The organism is Methanolobus bombayensis (assembly GCF_017873415.1).
Classification (GTDB): domain Archaea; phylum Halobacteriota; class Methanosarcinia; order Methanosarcinales; family Methanosarcinaceae; genus Methanolobus; species Methanolobus bombayensis.
The window spans coordinates 250,444-270,112 of sequence record NZ_JAGGKD010000005.1 but is presented as its reverse complement, the minus strand read 5'-3'; the positions used below and the strand labels follow the sequence as shown (position 1 = coordinate 270,112).

Annotated in this window: 21 protein-coding genes; 16 read left to right on the top strand and 5 right to left on the bottom strand. The window is 38.7% G+C overall.

Going from position 1 to position 19,669, the window contains the following annotated elements:
- Together J2746_RS08415 and J2746_RS08410 are read right to left on the bottom strand one after the other, a co-directional pair.
- A partial coding sequence (locus J2746_RS08415; RefSeq protein ID WP_209619049.1) for a CHASE3 domain-containing protein occupies positions 1 to 260 on the bottom strand: 260 nt, incomplete at its 3' end.
- A gap of 399 nt (positions 261 to 659) precedes the next feature.
- Positions 660 to 1,151 (bottom strand): rubrerythrin family protein, encoded by a 492-nt coding sequence (locus J2746_RS08410; protein WP_209619046.1) that lies wholly within the window; start codon positions 1,149 to 1,151, stop codon positions 660 to 662.
- A gap of 423 nt (positions 1,152 to 1,574) precedes the next feature.
- Between J2746_RS08410 and J2746_RS08405 the strand changes: the two genes are divergently transcribed.
- Positions 1,575 to 4,862, top strand: a complete 3,288-nt coding sequence (locus J2746_RS08405; RefSeq protein WP_209619043.1) for a chemotaxis protein CheB — start codon at positions 1,575 to 1,577, stop codon at positions 4,860 to 4,862.
- Positions 4,863 to 4,877: 15 nt separating this feature from the next.
- A complete protein-coding gene (locus J2746_RS08400) occupies positions 4,878 to 6,221 on the top strand; it encodes a PAS domain-containing sensor histidine kinase (protein WP_209619040.1) in 1,344 nt (447 codons plus the stop codon).
- A 79-nt stretch (positions 6,222 to 6,300) separates the two neighbouring features.
- On the opposite strand, the gene J2746_RS08395 is transcribed toward J2746_RS08400, so the two are convergent.
- Together J2746_RS08395 and J2746_RS08390 are read right to left on the bottom strand one after the other, a co-directional pair.
- Positions 6,301 to 6,546: a hypothetical protein gene (locus tag J2746_RS08395; protein ID WP_209619037.1), complete on the bottom strand. Its 246-nt coding sequence runs from the start codon at positions 6,544 to 6,546 to the stop codon at positions 6,301 to 6,303.
- A 636-nt stretch (positions 6,547 to 7,182) separates the two neighbouring features.
- Positions 7,183 to 7,911 carry an AIM24 family protein gene (locus tag J2746_RS08390; protein WP_245250055.1) on the bottom strand — a complete coding sequence of 243 codons (729 nt, stop codon included), beginning with the start codon at positions 7,909 to 7,911 and terminating at the stop codon, positions 7,183 to 7,185.
- 143 nt (positions 7,912 to 8,054) lie between these two features.
- On the opposite strand from J2746_RS08390, the gene J2746_RS08385 reads away from it, so the two are divergent.
- From J2746_RS08385 to J2746_RS08370, 4 genes are all read left to right on the top strand, one after another.
- Positions 8,055 to 8,306 (top strand): glutaredoxin family protein, encoded by a 252-nt coding sequence (locus J2746_RS08385; RefSeq protein ID WP_209619035.1) that lies wholly within the window; start codon positions 8,055 to 8,057, stop codon positions 8,304 to 8,306.
- Between the two features lie 5 nt (positions 8,307 to 8,311).
- Positions 8,312 to 9,226, top strand: a complete 915-nt coding sequence (gene trxB / locus J2746_RS08380) for a thioredoxin-disulfide reductase (protein ID WP_209619032.1) — start codon at positions 8,312 to 8,314, stop codon at positions 9,224 to 9,226.
- 32 nt (positions 9,227 to 9,258) lie between these two features.
- Positions 9,259 to 9,678, top strand: a complete 420-nt coding sequence (locus J2746_RS08375; protein WP_209619029.1) for a DUF2111 domain-containing protein — start codon at positions 9,259 to 9,261, stop codon at positions 9,676 to 9,678.
- A gap of 565 nt (positions 9,679 to 10,243) precedes the next feature.
- Positions 10,244 to 10,672, top strand: coding sequence for a DUF2023 family protein (locus J2746_RS08370; protein ID WP_209619026.1), 429 nt, complete (start codon positions 10,244 to 10,246; stop codon positions 10,670 to 10,672).
- A gap of 42 nt (positions 10,673 to 10,714) precedes the next feature.
- Here the strand turns inward: J2746_RS08370 and J2746_RS08365 are convergent, their stop codons facing one another.
- Complete coding sequence (locus J2746_RS08365) at positions 10,715 to 10,927, bottom strand: hypothetical protein (RefSeq protein WP_209619023.1); 213 nt, start codon at positions 10,925 to 10,927, stop codon at positions 10,715 to 10,717.
- A 165-nt stretch (positions 10,928 to 11,092) separates the two neighbouring features.
- Between J2746_RS08365 and J2746_RS08360 the strand changes: the two genes are divergently transcribed.
- The 10 genes from J2746_RS08360 to larB all read left to right on the top strand — a co-directional run bounded on the left by J2746_RS08360 (position 11,093) and on the right by larB (position 19,617).
- Positions 11,093 to 11,668, top strand: a complete 576-nt coding sequence (locus J2746_RS08360; protein ID WP_209619020.1) for a TetR/AcrR family transcriptional regulator — start codon at positions 11,093 to 11,095, stop codon at positions 11,666 to 11,668.
- A 167-nt stretch (positions 11,669 to 11,835) separates the two neighbouring features.
- Positions 11,836 to 12,888 carry an MBL fold metallo-hydrolase gene (locus J2746_RS08355; RefSeq protein ID WP_245250054.1) on the top strand — a complete coding sequence of 351 codons (1,053 nt, stop codon included), beginning with the start codon at positions 11,836 to 11,838 and terminating at the stop codon, positions 12,886 to 12,888.
- Between the two features lie 290 nt (positions 12,889 to 13,178).
- A complete protein-coding gene (locus J2746_RS08350) occupies positions 13,179 to 13,604 on the top strand; it encodes a cupin domain-containing protein (RefSeq protein WP_209619016.1) in 426 nt (141 codons plus the stop codon).
- A gap of 3 nt (positions 13,605 to 13,607) precedes the next feature.
- The gene (locus J2746_RS08340; RefSeq protein WP_245250053.1) at positions 13,608 to 15,134 is read left to right on the top strand and encodes a dienelactone hydrolase family protein; all 1,527 of its coding nucleotides are present in this window, start codon (positions 13,608 to 13,610) and stop codon (positions 15,132 to 15,134) included.
- Between the two features lie 93 nt (positions 15,135 to 15,227).
- Positions 15,228 to 15,605, top strand: coding sequence for a cyclophilin-like fold protein (locus tag J2746_RS08335; RefSeq protein WP_209619013.1), 378 nt, complete (start codon positions 15,228 to 15,230; stop codon positions 15,603 to 15,605).
- A gap of 152 nt (positions 15,606 to 15,757) precedes the next feature.
- Positions 15,758 to 16,708, top strand: coding sequence for a DUF3737 family protein (locus J2746_RS08330; protein WP_209619010.1), 951 nt, complete (start codon positions 15,758 to 15,760; stop codon positions 16,706 to 16,708).
- A 10-nt stretch (positions 16,709 to 16,718) separates the two neighbouring features.
- Positions 16,719 to 17,240 (top strand): cyclophilin-like fold protein, encoded by a 522-nt coding sequence (locus J2746_RS08325; protein WP_209619007.1) that lies wholly within the window; start codon positions 16,719 to 16,721, stop codon positions 17,238 to 17,240.
- A gap of 46 nt (positions 17,241 to 17,286) precedes the next feature.
- On the top strand, positions 17,287 to 17,418 hold the full coding sequence (locus J2746_RS14890; RefSeq protein ID WP_280921230.1) for a hypothetical protein: 132 nt from the start codon (positions 17,287 to 17,289) through the stop codon (positions 17,416 to 17,418).
- A 77-nt stretch (positions 17,419 to 17,495) separates the two neighbouring features.
- Positions 17,496 to 18,695 (top strand): aldo/keto reductase, encoded by a 1,200-nt coding sequence (locus J2746_RS08320; RefSeq protein ID WP_209619004.1) that lies wholly within the window; start codon positions 17,496 to 17,498, stop codon positions 18,693 to 18,695.
- Between the two features lie 145 nt (positions 18,696 to 18,840).
- Entirely contained in the window at positions 18,841 to 19,617 is a 777-nt protein-coding gene (gene larB, locus J2746_RS08315) for a nickel pincer cofactor biosynthesis protein LarB (RefSeq protein ID WP_209619000.1), read from the top strand.
- The last annotated feature ends 52 nt before the right edge of the window (positions 19,618 to 19,669 follow it).

Below are 19,669 nucleotides of genomic sequence, written 5' to 3'. Positions count from 1 at the left end.
GCAGGATCCTGTGTTAGCTGATAGCTTTCCTGCGATATACGGGCATCTTTCATGTATTTGACAAGGCGGTTCATATCATCCGCCTTTACTACCCTGTCATCTACATTCATCATTCCATTGTAACCACTATATCCCACTATAGCAGTTAATAATAATAATACTGCAAAACTTCCTATAAGAAGATTCTTGATTTTCATATTCTCAAACATGTTCAATACCTCACCAAATACCAACTGATAATTGTAATTTTCATCTTTCATTGAGTATTTTTAAATTCATGAACCATCTGTTGATTAATGCAACTGTTCAACAGATAAAAATAATATATAATAATTTATATATAAATTTCATAGTATCATAAAAATACTGGGCGCATGCCAGCTATTCTAGCAGCTAACTAAAAAAAATAGAAAACTAACAGATATACATTAATGCTCATCTGATCACCGTTCAAAACATATTCAGAATGAATTATAAAACAAAAATGTTACAAAAAAATATAGTACAGAGACAGGAGAAAATATGAACAGTTGAATAATACGAAAATTCCATTATATAAAAAGTGTTATCTGTATATACAATATAATGAAAAAAAATTCAAAACGGAAAATAAAATTTGTGTAAATGATATTTACACATCAATTCCTCATTTTTCCCTTTCAGTCGATCCTATCAAAACGGGATGCAGGTGCACCACAGACAGGACAATTGTCTTCAGGTTTGCCTTCATGGGTATGTCCGCAGACACTGCAAACATAATAATCAACCTCTTCGTTCTTGCCTATATGATCAAGTGCTTTTTTAAAGAGATTTGCATGGACCTTTTCAACCTGGTTTGCAACATCAAAACTCCATAGAGCACGGTTGTCCCCTTCTTCCTCTGCTTCTTTTATGAACTGAGGATACATCTCCTCAAACTCATAGGTTTCCCCGTTGATAGCTTCCTTAAGGTTCTCCATTGTAGTGCCAATACCTCCCATGCGCTGGAGATGATTTAAAGCATGGATCGTTTCAGCTGCAGCTGTTGCCCTGAACAATTTTGCGATCTGTGTATACCCTTCAGAATCTGCCTTCTTTGCAAAAGCCAGATATGTTCTGTTTGCCATAGACTCACCGGTAAATGCTGCTTTTAAGTTATCTTTTGAACTCATGGATATCTCCTTGCGATTTTCCATTTAGATTACGCCTTTGTCAATATATCAGTTTAACGCCGTTACAGGCTGAATAAATCATAAATCAAAAAAGTTAGAATTTCCAGACCATCGGTGAACTGCATGAGCCATAGAAATCCATTTTTTCAATCCTGAGAATAATTTCAAAATTTGAGATTTATGAATGCAAATAATATTAACAAATATATACACAACATATGTCACTTTTTTTGTTATATGCTATATTATAGAAAGTGTTAAATAAAAGAATCCATCATTGTAAAAATACTACTAGATATAATTGCTGAATTTGTTCTGATCTGCAAATCACATTTTTTTGCACTAATTTGAGCATTATCGGTCAAAAAAATACTAGTACTTTAGGGGGTCTATGCTTCTGGTAACAATAAACGGGAGTAGAATATGAATACAGTGGGAATCACTGAAAATGAAAGCAAACCTTCGCATTATATAGTTGGAGTAGGGGCATCTGCAGGTGGTCTTGAAGCTATTGAAGAACTATTTGAAAATATGCCTCTTAGCACAGGAATGTCCTTTGTCGTGATACAGCACCTTTCTCCTGACTACAAAAGTCTCATGGTTGAACTGCTTTCTAAAAGAACAAGGATGGAAGTTTTAAGAGCAGAGGAAGGCATGGTAGTTAAGCCTAATAAGATCTACCTTATACCACCCAGAAATAATCTTACAATTTTCCATGGGAAACTGCTCCTAAGTGAACATGATCATTCCAGAGTACCCAACTTTCCAATAGATATATTTTTAGAGTCACTGGCCGAGGATCAGGGAAGCAAAGCTATTGGTATAATACTTTCAGGGACCGGCAGTGATGGTATGAGGGGAATAAAAGCCATCAAAGAGAAAGGTGGCATGACAATGGTTCAGAGTGAGGAATCGGCGAAATTTGACGGAATGCCCAGAAGTGCCATATCCACCGGGATTGTGGATTTCATACTACCAACACAGGAAATGCCAGAGCAACTCATATCTTTTATTGAGCACCCCTACGCCAGCAATCAGACAGATGCGAATATCTTACTTACTGACCAGGAAAACATGAACAGGCTCTTTGCCCTTTTAAGAAAAAAACACAAAGTTGATTTCACTCATTATAAAATAAACACTGTTGTCAGAAGAGTAGAGCGCAGAATGGTGGTAAATCACATTGATAATTTCAAAAATTATGTCAGATATCTGGAAGACAATCCGCAGGAAATAACAAACCTCTACAGGGAACTTCTCATTGGAGTCACACACTTTTTCCGGGACGTAGAAGCTTTTGATTATATAACTCAGAAATGCGTGCTGGATATCGTTAAAAAAGCTGATGATAAAGAGATACGTATATGGGTTGCAGGTTGTTCAACCGGGGAAGAAGCGTACAGTATTGCCATAATCTTTAAGGAAACCATGGAACTGCTTGGAAAATACATCAATGTCAAGATATTTGCAACCGATGTTGATGAAGAGACAATTCTTAAAGCGGCAAGCGGACGTTATTCCGAAACAATTGCAGCTGACGTAAGTCAGGAAAGACTTAGAAAACACTTTAATGCTTCTGATACTGAATTCCATATTCGCAAAGAAATAAGGGAAATGATCGTATTTGCAAAACATGATGTGCTTGTAGATCCGCCGTTTCCTAATATAGACCTGATAAGTTGCAGAAATCTTCTCATATATCTTCAGCCCGTGCTGCAATCAAGAGTCCTGGAACTTTTTAATTATTCATTGAAAGCAGACGGGATTTTATTCCTGGGACCAAGTGAGACCACAGGTGAAATGTCCGATCGCTTTGAACCCTTGAACCATAAATGGAAAATATATCGCTCAAGGGGGAAAACAAAGGCAATTGACATGCAGAAAATCCGCAACATCACAATTGATGCTTCAAGAGCTAAAAATGACTACTCTGTAGCACCTAGAAAGTTGAAGCAAACAGAAGAAGAAAAGCTGCTTGAAAGGATTATGGGTGCTGTCCAGGAAGAATATCTACCCTTAACCATAATCGCAAACGAAAATATGGAAATCGTTTATACACTTGGCAACTCAGAGGGGTATTTCAGGGTTCCTTCCGGGAAAATGATGTTCAATATCCCAAAAATGTTATCAAAGGATTTGTCAATACCGATTACCACTGGTCTTCAAAAAGTATTCAACACAAAAGAAGAAGTCAAATACAAAAATGTCAAGACAAAAATCAACGGTGAAAAAAAGACACTCAACATTACAATGAAACTTCTTCCTTCCAGACATAACCAGATACCTCTTGCTGCGATATTCCTTGATGAAAATATAATTACCACCCAGGAACAGGGTATTGACAGGGGACAGGAATATGACATGGATGAAATCGTTGAGCAGAGAATTTCTGATCTTGAGCAGGAATTGCAGTTCACCCGTGAGAACCTGCAGGCAACAATAGAGGAGCTTGAAACGTCAAATGAAGAGCTGCAGGCAACAAATGAGGAACTTTTTGCAAGCAACGAAGAACTGCAGGCAACAAATGAAGAGCTTCAATCGGTTAATGAGGAGTTGCATACCGTCAACTCAGAGTTCCAGGCCAAGATCATTGAGCTTACAGAACTCAATCAGGATATTGAAAACCTTATGGCAAATACCCAGATAGGTACACTCTTCCTTGATGAAAATCTTGAGATACGTAAGTACACACCAATGATGAAAGAGGTATTCCACCTGCTGGATAACGATATAGGCAGGCCGCTTGAAGGAATTGCTAATTATGTAATTGATATCAATATACAGGATATAATTAAAGAAGTTCAGGATAGCAATAATATTTATGAAAGTGAAGTACGCTCAAAAAGCAATAAATGGTATTTTCTCAAAGTGCTTCCTTACTTCATTTCCCACGATAAATATTCAGGCATAGTTGTTACTATCATTGACATAACATCACTCAAAGAAACACAGCGTTCTCTTGAAAAGAAAGATATGTGGCTAAAGGAAGCTGCAAATATTGCAAAAGTGGGAGGATGGGAGATAGATCCGTCTACAATGAAGACTTTCTGGACCGAAGAAGTTTACAAAATACATGAAGTAGAACCTGGGTTTGAACATGGAGTCAAAAATGGAATCGAATTCTACCATCCTGATGACAGATCTAAAATCGAAACTGCAGTGAAAAATGCCCTGGAAAAAGGCAAACCATTTGATCTCACTTTACGCCTTCTAACTGGCAAGGGAAATCTGAAATATGTGAGATCTATAGGAAAGGCTGAAAAACAGAAAAATAAAATAATCAGAGTTTACGGGGCTTTCCAGGATATCACAGAAGAAACCCATAGAAAACAAAAACTTGAAAATGCTACAAGCAAGTATGACGAACTTTACGATACAATAACAAGTCCTATGGTCGTCTGCAAATATGAAAATGGGAAATTCATCATCAGGGAAATAAACTGTGCCGGAGAGAAGATGCTTGCCATAAACCGTGGTAGAGCAGAAGGAAAGGATCTATTTGAACTATTACCTGAGGATTCCGGAACTTTGAACAGATTATTCACTGATGTAAAAGATACAGGAACAGCAGCACATGTTGCAACATATGGACCTTTCAATGGAAGTTTGAAGAGTGCGTATGAAATCCATGTTTATAAGCTCCCCTGCGGAGAAATTGTAAGTCTTTTCTCAAAAATAGAAGACGTAGATATCGAAAAACAGAAAAAATAGATGGAAGGAGAAAGTTTGGACTCATCTGAGACATGTAAGGATGAATACATGGAAAATTTAAGATTGCAGGCATATGACAGACTTCATGAACTGGAAAAGGAAGATAAGATCAGAGACGAACTCGATGAAAAACTGAAGTCAGTCCTTCATGAGCTGCAAGTACATCAGATTGAACTTGAACTTCAGAATGAAGAACTAAGAAAAGCGCAGGCAGAACTGGTAGTTCAGAGAGAAAGTTACTATCATCTTTTCCACAGGGCACCTGTAGGCTATGCACTTCTGGATGAAAACGGGATAATAAGAAAAGCCAATGAACTGCTTTGCCAGATAATTGATTGTCATAAATGCGATGATATGCATGAACCCCTCTCCAAATATATTCTTGAAGAAGACAGAGTGATTTACATGTCACGCTTCAAAGCCTTTTTCAAAAAACCCGAGGGAAAGACCCTGGAAGTCAGAATAAAAGATGCTAACGGGAATATCCTGCACATGGAAATGAGAGGAAGAAAAGAGATCCGTGAATACTTTAGTTTCCCTGGAAACCATGAAAGAGCGTCCATGATACTTATCACATTCAATGATGTAACTGAACGTAAAAAAGCAGAGCAAGCAACACTTAAAGCTATGCTTGCAGCAGAAGAGGCAAACAATATTAAAAGCAGATTCCTTGCAAATATGAGCCACGAACTTCGAACCCCCCTGACATCGATAATTGGTTTTTCAGAAGCACTTGTGGGAGGAGAGGCCGGAGAACTAAATGATGATCAGAAACATTACCTTACATACATCGAGGAAGGTGGCAATCATCTTTTAAACCTGATTAACGATTTGCTGGACATATCAAAAACGGAAGCAGGAAAGATGGAGCTTTCGCTTGAACAGATAAAGCTGAATGATATATTTGAGGAAATTGAACATATGATATATCCCATAGCTTCATGTAAGAACATTAATCTTAATTTTGTCCTGGAACCAGATGACATTATTTTTGATGCTGACCCGGGAAAAATAAAACAAATATTAATAAACCTAATAAGCAATGCCATTAAATTCACTCCCGAAGAAGGAACAGTAGAGGTTTCCGGAAGGTCACTTGACCAGGTAATAGAAATATCGGTGGAAGATACTGGCATCGGAATCCCATATGATTATCAAAAAAAGATATTTGAGCCTTTTTCACAGATCAATTCAGCATCAAATACGGAGCAGAAAGGAACCGGCCTTGGGCTTGCCCTTGTCAAAAAACTTGTAGAACTTCACAATGGCACCATACAACTTGAAAGCGAAGTGTCAAAGGGAAGTAAATTCTCAGTTACAATTCCAAAAACGTTTAATTTATTTGATGTATCAAAATAAAACTACTTCCATTACCTTATTTTTTACTCGTTTTAATTCAGGATGGTTAAGATACTGATCAGCCGAACACCTGATGACCTCATCCGAAAAAATAGGACTTTATAGTCCATGTAATTCCTATTCCAACCATGAAAATTCCGGTTAGACCTACATTAAATATTATTGATGAGAGAACATGAGGATCAGCATGAGTATTTTCTGCCATATCACATGAGCTTGCAGTAAGATCAATTCCGGAAACGTCACATATTGATAAGATACTTGCAACAAGGAAAATAATAACAAGTCCTGATGCTACCATATACATTGGCGTTTTTAGTTTCATTGGCCGCATAATAGTTTTCAAGTAATTTAGCTTTTTATGATGAAAGCCAGAATTAAGTTAAATTGAATTTGCTTCAAAATTGCAGACCGGTAATCAAAAAGAATGTATCTTTTGTGGGGGTGGTATGCTGTTACATCCTATTCCCATCTTCCCATGTATTCGAGCGGGAAGGCAGACCACCTTTTCAGGCAATTGCCATTAGAGGTGGTCTGCCAGATGAGACCACCCCCACGTCTGATAGATTATGTACATACGCAATCAGATATAACATTTGTGAATTACTTCGTTCAGAAATGAATGAAAAACATCAATAATATAACTTGAAGACAGAAATTTAAAAACCTTCAATGAATTATAGATATTTTATATCGAATAATCATTATATACAAATAGACCATATAATAAGGTGAGGTCTAACAATGAATAACAATGCAATAATCAGTGCTAAAAAAGTGGGAATCATGGTCCTTCTTTATACCCTCATGCTACTGGCAGTGGTTGTAATCGCAGGACTTGTCAACATCTGATCGCTGACAACACACTCATTTCTGTAAAAGAGGATGCAAATAAATATGCACCCAATAATATGCTGTTAAAAAACAGATAGATTGTTTAATTTCATTTGTAGATCAGTTTTCAGGCAGTCGGAGTTACATAAGGGATCTCTTCATAAGGTTGTATCACAACAAAACCATCCCCCTTAAATGCCATCTGCAGACTTTCACCGCTTGACCTTCCAACAAGGGTTTTCAGGGAAATATCGGTTTTAATGTCCGGTACAAGATTCTCTGACCATGCTACAGTAGCATTCGGATCAGTGAATACCGGCCTGTCAGGTGTTACTCTGAGTGTAAGAGGATCATAGTGAGTAGTAATAGCTATCATGCCGGTACCTTCCAGTTTAACATTGAAAAGTCCACCAGCCATCATTCCGGCAACCTTTTTCATCATTTTGATGTCCCATTTAATGCTCTCTTCAAAAGCCAACAGGTCATTACCATTCACATAAATAGCCTCATTATCAAGGTTGATTATTGAGATTTTCTTTCCACTATCTGCAAGATAAACTTTTCCCGCACCTTCTGCTTTGGTAAGGGTAACTCCTTCACCTGTAACTGCTTTTTTCACAAGTTTACCTAAACCATGCTCTAGCACTCCTTCCCTGGTGAATTTCACATCACCAAGATAAGCAACCATAGCGCCCATTTTCATCCATATACGTCCATCAAGGTTAACTTCCAGCATCCTGTCGCGTTCAAGTTCAAACTTACCCTGTCCGAGATCCTTCTGACCTGTATTTTTTACAAATTCATCAATTGAATATCTTGGAATATCAATCCCTCCTTCATTATAAATATTGTTCATCAGTAATATAGTTTTTCAAAGGAAATTAACAGGTTTCAACATGACAAGCAAGTTAACACTGATAATTAACTTTTTACAGTCATTAATTTCATATAGTCTCCTAACTAATAGATTATTGACTGATGAAAAGGAGTGTGGAAAATATGGTAAAGGTTACTTTAGTGCATTCAGAATGGTGCCATTTCTGTCCAACTGCAAAGAAAATGTGGCGGGAATTAAACGAACAGTGTGATTTTGAGTATGAGGAAGTAGAACTGGACACTCCTGAAGGCAAAGAACTTGCAAAGAAGTTCAAGATACGTTCAATACCTACAACTATCATTGATGACAAGGTTGCCTTTGTAGGAGTTCCTGATAAAGCACAGGCAAGTAATGTTTGTAATGATGATAGTTGATAAGTATGCATGACCTCATAATTATTGGCGGAGGACCTGCCGGGCTGACAGCTGGCATCTATGCAGTACGCTACGGCCTTGATACATTGGTAATTGAAAAGAATGTAGTGCCAGGCCAGATAGCAACAGCAGACAGAGTGGAGAACTATCCGGGTTTTCCTTCAATTTCAGGAATGGAACTCATGAATAAGTTCAAGGAACACGCCGAAAAAACAGGCGTCATCGTTCATAGTTCTGATGTCAGATCCGTGAAAGATGGAGGTGACAAAAAGGTCATAGTCACCGATAATGGAGACCTTGAAGCCTTGGCAGTGATCATCGCCACAGGTGCAAATCCGAGAAGACTTGGAGTTCCGGGAGAAGATACATTCCTGACAAAAGGTGTATCATATTGTGCCACGTGTGATGGTCCTTTCTATGCAGGACAGAATGTCATCGTTGTGGGCGGAGGCGAGTCCGCTGTGACAGATGCACTTATACTTTCAGATATTGCCGAAAATGTCTATGTGGTACACAGGCGCGATGAACTAAGAGCATGTTCTATTCTTCAGAAGAGGGCTTTTGATAAAGAGAACATAACATTCGTCTGGGATACCGTCGTTCAGGAGATCAAAGGCGGAGAGTTTGTTGAAAAAGCAATACTCAAGAATACAAAGACCGATGAAATAACAGAAATGGAAATTGACGGGATTTTCATTTATGTTGGTATCACTCCTAACACATCCATTGCGGATGTTGAAAAGCAGGGAGCAGGTTTCATAGTTACAGATGAGAAAATGGAATCTTCGGTCAGCGGCATATTTGCGGCAGGAGATTGTCGCAGGACTTCCATGTGGCAGGTTGTGACTGCTGTTTCCGATGGAGCTGTGGCAGCTATCTCTGCTCATGAATACATTACATCTGTTAAATTTGAAAATTAAATTCTTTCCACAAAATAAAAGGTGAGTCAAAAATGACATGTGATGAAGAATTAAATAGTTCGGTTTGCCTGAATATCTGCTCGGATTCTACGGCTGAGGATCTGGAGCCCATAGCAATTGCCGTACACGCCCTGCTAGGAATCCCAACAACCATTCGCAGTCTCAATTGTAAGGGTATCCGTATGGAAAGAGGCATGATCATTGACAGGGACTACACAGGCCCGGTCCTTGAAGAGGTAATGAGAACAAACGTAAGTATCAGGACTGTACCGAAGGAAGGTGTTTACAAGGGTAAGTCAGTTGTTGTGGCTCCTATAAGGACACTCAGCGGGGAAGCTATTGGTGCGATAGGTGTTGTTGACCTTGTTGCAGCCCTTGACATCCTGGTGATGTTCAGAGAATATCCAGGTGTTATTGACGAAGTGGAAGAATCAAGAAAGAGAATGAAGTAAAGAAAGTGAATTGTATTTATTTCTGCCTTTACTTCTACCTTATTTTTGTATTCTTTTTCCTGATTCGCACATTTATATTTTCTTAATTTTTAGTATGTGTCAGTAATTGTACTTTTATACTTGATCACTGCATATTTTGTAGTTTGCTAAGAATGTTAGCCATACCAAAATAATTAAATACAGACAATGCATTATTGGTATTGCTACCATGAAACACAAACTGTCAATAAACACAATTTGATAAAAATTGGTTATCTATTGCACCAACTAGGTCATTTTCCTTAAGCAGAACACTCTTCTCCAGTTGTTTCATGGTAGCCTTCAAACACAAAAAAGCACATAACGAAAAAAAAACAAAAAAAGAGAATATAATAACTGAATAAATAAAAACAGTTCAAATAAGGAGTTTTAATTATGGATTGGAGACTTCCACGAAGAACACAACAGCGTTTCAGATATTTCAGAGTATGGCGCGATTCAGATTATTATTGTGATTCAGAAAAGTAAATGTCCGGGATCTGAAGAGAACTGGATACAAAATATAATAATCAAAAGGTGTATTCAAGTGAAAAAATTAAGTGAAGAACTTTTGAGTTCGTACGTGTGTGGCAACATGCAGGTTTTACGCCATCATATCTATGAATACCAGAAAGGTTTGAGGCATTTGATATTACATACTTCGACCAGTGAACTTGAAAAAGAGATAACTGAGCTGCTTGAAAAAAAGAATGTAAGTTATCATATTCAGAAAGCTTCAGATAAAAAAATAAATGTCTTCTTTGGAAACAAAAGATGTATCAGTGTTCTCAAAAAAATGGGGAACAAAAGTCTTTCAGATTATACTCCTGAAGAGGACTTCATACTTGGTATCATGTTAGGTTATGACAGGATACAGCAGTGTGACCGCTACCTCAAGAGGAAAAGCAAGACCAAAATGTTCGGAGTTTATTTTACCTGTGATCACCAGCATATACCAGCAGACCTGCCGGTATGAACTCTAAATTTGATTTTTACAGACTTGCAATAACAGATCAGCTCAGAATTCTTTAAATTTCTGAAATTTTATAGCCCTACTTATTACAAAAGCTACAATGGATATCGCTATTGCAAGAATTATAACCATCAGCACGTTCCCGTTTTCCGCTGCCTTCATCAGACTATAGAAAAGGAACGCACTCAAAACCATACCAATAATCACCAGCACAGATGCCGGAATACTATATATTTTACCAAGTGGCCCTTCTTCCATAGTTTGAACAACATTTAATCCATATTATAGTTTTCTATTCATAACGGTTCAATTTTGCAGGCACCATGTATATTTTTAATGTGTTGGGTTTTTGTAACAAGGTATTTATACCAATAATTATAATTCAAATGAAAATGACTAAATAGTCAATACCAGAGTTAATCCATGAAAAAACAGGTTGAAGACAAGAAAGCAGCCCTTTTAGAAGCTGCCCTGAAGCTCTTTACTGAAAGAGGTTTCCACGGTACATCCACTGCCCAGATATCAAAAGAAGCAGGTGTAGCCACAGGTACATTATTCAATTATTTCCCTACTAAAGAGGATCTCATCAACGCCCTCTATTTCGATGTTAAAGAGAAATTAAGTCGTAGCATGGGAAAAGATGTCCAGGCACAAAAAACTTATAAAGAAAAATTAAGGAAAATGTGGTATAATCTGGTAGAATGGGGAATAGAGAATCAGGATCAATTCCTTTTTGTCGGACAGTTCTGTTCTTCTCCTTACATAACAAGTCATACCCGTGAAGTGGTTATGGAAGAGTATGTTTTCTTCCATGATCTGGCTATGGAAGGATTGGCAAATGGTGAGCTTGGAGACTACCCACCAGAAATGATAACTTCAATGTTCTATCAGTCAAGCAGGACAATAGTGGATTATATTCTTTATTCAGAACCACAGGATAAGAATAAAGCTATCGAAGATGGATTTCAGGTTGTATGGCAGGGAGTGTCCAAAAAATAATATTTCCCAGTACTTGCCTAAGTAATCCATCACTCATTAGGCCTTCTGTATCTAGCCCATATTTTGAGAATAAATGAAAAAGAATGAGATAAATGGTTAAGCTCAGAAAGATTGCGTTACATTCATTCTTATTTTTGCTTCTATTTTGTGCCGGTATAATAATATTCATGAATGTAAGCCCTGCTTTTGGCGGGGATCCAACAACAGAACAAAAAGCAGCATATCAACAATTAAGTAACTATGTCGATGGACACTTTGTGAATGAATTGCCTACAAGTGTATTCGTAGATTTGTCAGATACTCCAACAGTAAATGATCCTTCTGTTTACGAGCTCGCAGACCGCGATCCTGCAGGTCCGATCCCAGTTTCTACGATAGACTGGAACAAGATAAACACTAAAAACGATAGTTTGACATGGTTAGGACACTCTGCTTATCTGCTTAGTATTGATGACAAAAAGATATTGCTTGATCCTATGCTGAGTCCAATTGCTTCACCGGTTTCGTTTGTGGGAATTAACAGATATGAATATAATGAAGACATCATGTTGAATATTATTGATGAAATGCCTCCCATTGATGCAGTTCTCATTACTCATGACCATTACGACCACCTGGATTACCAATCCATAGTACAACTAAACGGTAAAGTATCACATTTCTTTGTTCCTCTCGGATGTAGCGCCCATCTGGTCAGATGGGGGATCCCGGAAGAGAGAATCACTGAACTTAACTGGTGGGAAGAAACGGAGTATCAGGGCTTGACTGTTGCTCTGACACCATCCAGACATAGCTCGGGAAGAGATCCTTTTAGCATTGATACCACTTTGTGGGGCGGTTGGGTCATTCTTGGGAATGAAAACCGAATCTATACCAGTGGTGACGGTGGTTATGGTCCGCATTTTAAGGAGATTGGAAACAAATACGGACCTTTTGACATCACCCTGATGGAAGGTGCCCAATATGACCAGAGATGGGCTGAGATCCATATGGTTCCGGAACAGGCAGTACAGGCCAATCTTGATGTGAACGGTGAGACTATGATGCTGATGCATTGGGGAGCTTTCACGCTGGCAAATCATGCCTGGAACGAACCAATAGAAAGAGCGCTGGAAGAGGCAGATGAAAAAGAAGTGGACATAATTGCTCCAATGATCGGTGAGACAGTTCTGTTGGATTCTGAGCTGGAATCACTTCCAACTTCATGGTGGAATTTTTGATACAGAAATGTCAGTTCAGCAAATTTTCCGGTAACGTCACTAAGCAAAGAGTTACAAAATGTCTTGCTTGATTCGAGAAAAAATGAAAATATTCTATTAAGATTTGCATTCAATTATTTTCTGAAAAGCTTAACCTTATATACTAGTAGGGATAATACATAAATGACTGATTAGTCACTCTCCAGCAATAATGATTGAAAATACGGCATTTCAAAATTGATGACTGATTACTCAATCATAAAGATTGTAGTTACATAAAACTTTCAGAAAAAGATAATTGAGGATTTAATATGAGCGATACAAATGATCTAAGCGAAAGTGCAATTTTTCCGAAAGGACGAAAACTTCCGGAATTTTTAAGCAAGTATTTTACAGGTAAAGCATGGGTCAGCATGCTGGTTGACAGAGACAATGAATTCAATTGTCCCATCGGCAATGTAACATTCGAACCCGGATGCATAAATAACTGGCATAAGCATCCCGGAGGTCAGATTCTGTTAGTAACAGGCGGACGCGGTTACTATCAGGAAGAAGGAAAGCCTGCAAGGGAACTTAAAGCAGGTGATGTAGTGAAAATAGTTCCTGATGTAAAACACTGGCATGGAGCAGCACACGACAGCTGGTTCGTACACCTTTCCGTTGAGACAAACGCTGACGCAGGCCCGGCAGAATGGCTTGAACCTGTAGCTGATGAAGACTACAAAAAGCTGGAATGAACAATGTCCAAAAATAATAAAACCAGATTACTTATGCTGTGTTTTTCTTTGATGTTCATTTTTGCTACAGGATGCATTAGTGATTCTGATAGTGAACTTGAAGATGACACAATATTCCCAAGAGGGAATAATGTTGCCGGAAGTCCACTTGGAGACAGTTTTACAGGAGATGTATGGGTCGAAATGCTTGTAACTGACGATACTTTCAACTCTCCATCATATAACGTAATATTTTCAGAAGGAGCAAGGACCGACTGGCATTCCCACCCAGGAGGACAGCTTCTATTCGTTACCATTGGAGAAGGGTATTATCAGGAAGAAGGTGAGCCAGCAAGATCACTGAAAGCCGGGGATGTTGTTGAAATTCCACCAGATGTCATACACTGGCATGGTGCAACAGCAGATAGTACATTTGAACATGTAGGAGTAACCACCAATCCCATTGCAGGTGCTGCAGAGTGGTTTGGAGACGTTACAGATGAACAATACAATAATTTAATCATAAAAACAGAAGAAAATTCAGAGGAAGATAATATGGTAGAAAATAACGAACAAGGAAGATATGATCCAGGAGATCTTACATTCGAATTAAGTGAAAACGTAATTCTGGAAGAAGTCAGGTTCAAGAATAAATTCGGAGTCGAGGTTGCAGGTCATTTGTACGTGCCCAAAGACATAAACAGGTCCGAAAAATATCCAGCAATCATTGTTGGAACACCTTATGGTGGAGTAAAGGAGCAGGGAGCAGGACTCTATGCTCAGGAACTGGCACAAAGAGGTTTTGTTGCAATGGCATTCGACGAATCCTATAACGGAGACAGTGGCGGAGAACCAAGACATATCTCATCCCCTGACCTGTTTGTTGAAGACTTTAGTGCAGCAGTTGATTATATCGGCACAAGAGACTTTGTAGACAGAGAGAAGATAGGAGTTATCGGAATTTGTGGCAGTGGTGGATTTGCACTGACTGCAGCTCAGGTTGACCCACGTATAAAAGCAGTTGCCACTGCAAGTATGTATGATATTAGCAGCATGTTCAGGGATGGATTCGGATATTCATTGACTGATGAGCAACGTGCTGAATCTTTAGCCCAGATGGCTGAACAAAGATGGATAGACTTCGAGAACGGAAGTCCATTGGTACCTGAAGGATTCCCACGTGAACCAGCAACATCAATTCCGGAGGTGCTGGATCCTGTTACAAGTGAATTCTTTGAATACTATGCAATGGAAAGAGGATTCCATCCAAATGCAGGAGCAGCATTTACTGCTACAAGTGGTATGTCCTTTATGAACTTCCCTCTGATGAACTACATTGAAACAATTTCCCCAAGACCGATTCTTTTCATCATGGGAGAGAATGCTCACTCCAGATACTATACTGAAGAAGCATACGAAAAAGCAGCTGAACCTAAAGAGCTGGTAATCGTTCCAGGTGCAAGACACATCGATCTGTACGATGGCGGAGATAATAACTATATTCCATTTGACAAATTGGAATCTTTCTTCAAAGAAAACCTGAACGAGTAAGTATAATGGCGAAATAGAAAATCATTTTTCTATTTTTCCAATTTTTCCTTTTTTAATTATTTTGATATATTACTAACAAGTGAGGATCTGGATATGACAACTCGCGAAATAAAAAACGGAACAAAAATTAACATGCTTTTTGGTAGCAAGGTCATTCCCGGAATACTAAATAATAGTGAACCTGCAAGGGAACTCATCAGCAGACTACCCTATACAATCCATGCCAGCAGATATGAGTTTGATGTTTGTGGTGTAATGGATGAACCATTGTCATTTGGTGATGAAGACCTGGTCCCCGGATGGAAAAATGGTGATATTGATTTTACTACTCATGGAGATTATTTCACCATTCTGTTTGATAACGAAGAAAATTGCTATGGTGAATTTGTAAATCTTGGTATTATTGAATGTGACCCATCCACGATGGATTCATTGAATGGCAGCTTTGATATTTTGATAGAACTTGCCTGATAGAATGGATATTTTATTTTACACAGACATATGAGTGAGTAGTCAATCAAAGATATTATATAGCACGTGTCATATTATATAATGACTGTTCAGTCAGTTGTAACCTATGGAAGTTAAAATAATTCTTATTAAGGACAGAAAAAAGGTAAAATATGAGTCAAAAAACTAATGAATTTAAGGACTTGATATTGGATGAAGAGCGTGCTCTGTATGCCATACAGAATGCGACAATCACCCATTGTACCTTTGATGGGCTTGCTGATGGAGAATCTGCTTTAAAGGAAAGTGCAGACATTTGCGTTTACGATTGTGACTTCAGACTTCGTTATCCTTTCTGGCATGTTCGGGACGCTCAAATTGAAAATAGCCGTATGACAGATACATGCCGTGCTGCATTATGGTACAGTAACCAGGTGACAATAAAAGATAGTCATATGGGAGGTATTAAAGCTGTACGGGAATGCGAGGATATCACTATTGAAAACTCAAACATTGTATCATCTGAGTTTGGATGGTTATCACACAGACTAACGATAAAGAATTCAGAACTTGAGTCTGAATATCCATTCTTCTACAGCACAGACATACTTCTTGATAACTTCGTATTGAATGGTAAATACTCTTTTCAGTATGTGGAAAATGTCGAGATAAGCAATTCACGGCTGGATACAAAGGATGCTTTCTGGCACAGCAAAAATGTCACAGTTTCAGACAGTATCGTAAAAGGTGAATACCTTGGTTGGTACTCTGAGAATCTCAAACTTGTCCGTTGCAAAATAATCGGAACCCAACCGCTTTGTTATGCGAAAAATCTGGTTCTGGAAGATTGCGAAATGATAGATTGCGATCTTGCTTTTGAATACAGTGATGTTCATGCTACAATTACAGGTCCTATAACAAGTGTAAAAAACCCACGTAGTGGCCATATCAGTGCTGATTCCATTGGTGAAGTGATATTGGATGATAACAAACTGACAGACGATTCATGTGTGATCGAAGTCATGGCAGAACTGAAAAAAGAAGAAATTCAAAGATCAGATAACTGTGATGAAACATATATAAAACAATGCAGATGTGTCTGTTCAGGAAACATAACAAATTGAGGAATCACCAATGGAAATTATTCCAGAACATCATGCTAGAACAAAAAGAATGCTAATTTGTTTAGGAGTATTTTTATTGGTATTTTTAGCGATCGGATGTGCTGAACAAAATAATATAGAACAAGGAAACATCAGCGTTAAATCAGAATCAGAACAGGATGGAGTTATCCAGAAAGAGGAGGAAACAAAAATGCAGATCAGTGTTCAGGCAAATGGAAATACAACGATCTTTGAACTTAATGATGGGAAAGCTGCAAAAGATCTCTATGAACAATTGCCCTTAACTGTTGATGTTGAAGATTTCAGCAATAATGAAAAGACATTCTATCCGCCCAATAGACTCGATACAACTAACACACCAATGGCAAATGCAAAATCCGGAACCCTTGCATATTATGCTCCTTGGGGAGACGTGGTAATGTTTTATGATAGCTTCGGCTCTGCAGGTGGATTGTATGAATTAGGTAATGTCGTATCAGGAGAAGAGCATATCAAAAATATGTCAGGTACGATACTCATAGAGAAAGTGTAAATGAATCCGTTTTAAAATAATACAATAAACAGAGAGGACAATTTTAGTGACTACAAAAGAATGTACATGTTTCGATAAAGACGCAAAGAAAATTCGCATAGGTACCTTTTCGCATTCCAGTGACATACATGAGATTGCAAGTATGCTCAATGAAAAAGTATTCAGGAAATCTGACTAAAAATTAAGTTCTCACGGAATAATGAGTGATTGGTCAATCAAGATAGAGATAAAAATTAACAATTCAGGAGAACTAAAATGTTATACAGAAAAATACCAAAAAGCGGAGACGAGCTTTCAATATTAGGATTTGGATGCATGCGCCTCGCCTCAAAAGAAGACGGTAGCATAGATGAAGAAAGGGCTGCCAGGCAGGTGCGTGATGCAATCGACCAGGGTGTGAACTATATTGATACGGCATGGCCATACCATATGGGAGCAAGTGAACCTTTCCTGGGTCATGCCCTTAACGATGGATACCGTGAGAAAGTGAAGCTCGCAACAAAGCTTCCTTCGTGGCTTATAGAAAAACGTGAGGATATGGACCACTATCTGAATACCCAACTTAAGAAACTGAACACCAACCATATTGACTATTATCTTATACATGCTCTTGTTGGTGATCTTTGGGACAGTGTTGAAAAATTAGGTGTAGATGATTTCCTTGACAAAGCCAAAGCTGATGGTCGCATAATCAATGCAGGTTTTTCGTTCCACGGAGCATCAGAGGATTTCAACCGCATAGTTGATGCTTATGACTGGGATTTCTGTCAGATACAGTACAACTATCTTGATGAAAAGAATCAGGCAGGCAAAGCAGGTATGGAATATGCGGCCTCAAAAGATCTTGGTGTCATAATAATGGAACCTCTCCGTGGAGGAAGCCTTACAAAAACTGTACCACAGGCTGTGGAAGAAATATGGAATGAGGCAACTATAAAAAGATCACCTGCTGAATGGGCTCTGCGCTGGGTATGGAACCATCCGGAAGTTACAGTGGTTCTTTCCGGTATGAGCGAAGAATCTCATGTTGAAGAGAATCTCAGGATTGCAGGAGATGCACATCCAGATTCACTTACAGAAGAGGAACTACAACTTGTAAAAAGAGTGGAAAATAAATATCGTGAATTGATGAAGGTAGAATGTACCGGTTGTCAATATTGCATGCCCTGCCCGGCAGGTGTGAATATTCCACTTTGTTTTGAAATGTACAACAACCTTTACATGGAGGATGACACCGAAACATTAAGATTTATGTATGCTGCACGTGTAGGCGGTGCTGTAGGTGCAGGTGGAGGAGAGTTTGCATCCTTTTGTGTCCAATGTGGACAATGTCTTGAAAAATGCCCACAACATATTGATATACCAAATGTTCTTGATTCCGTAGTTAGCGAACTTGAAGGTTCCGACCTTGAGCAAAGGGTTGCCATGGCAAAGGAGATGTTCAAGAAGGTATAATTCCGGAGTTGTAAAAGATGCAGAAAAGCAGATGTTGTTTGGTTCAACCACACTTTAAATCAAACAATATATCATTTCTTTTTTTTCTTTTCTGAATTTCACATTCAGTTAATTATATTAGTTATCCAATGCAGAAGTGAGATAAATGAATCTCAAAAACATTTTAACCAGACTGAAAAATAACGAGATGGATCTCGAAACTGCAGAATCCGATATTCGTTCGATGGGCTATGTTCCGGTCACGGACATTGCCAAAATAGATATCTTCCGCAAGCATCGCACAGGCATAATGGAAGCCATCCTTGCAGAAGGCAAAGACCCGGCAGATGTAGTGGAAATTGCAAAGGCACAGGTTGATGCCACCGGAAGAGTGCTTATCACAAGACTCAATGATGGTCACAGGGAAATGATAAGGGCCATATTCAATTCCGATGAACTTGAGTGGGATCTCCATTCAAAAGGTGTTGTGGTCCACAATGGTACTCCTGCTCCAAGAACCGGAGGAGTTGTAGCAATAATCACAGCTGGTACCGCTGATATTGATGCAGCCGAAGAAGCAAGGATAGTTGCTCATGAGATGGGGTGTGAGACAATCGCAATATATGATGTCGGAGTTGCAGGATTCCACAGGTTAGTATCCGAAATGCAGGTTCTTAAGGATAAGAAACCGGATGCAATTGTCGTGGCAGCAGGAAGGGAAGGTACATTGCCAACTGTAGTTTCAGGTCTTATGGATGTACCGGTTATCGGCCTTCCGGTATCCACAGGTTACGGAGCCGGTGCAAAAGGAGAGGCTGCACTACTTTCAATGCTACAGTCATGTTCCGTGCTTTCAGTTGTAAACATCGATGCAGGATTTGTGGCTGGTTCCTTTGCTGCGAGAATAGCAAACAGGGTTGCTGAAGCAAGGAACAGCGAATAAGAAAAGTATGACTGAAAAGTGACATACTTAAACGTTCTTGTTTGAAGTTTGA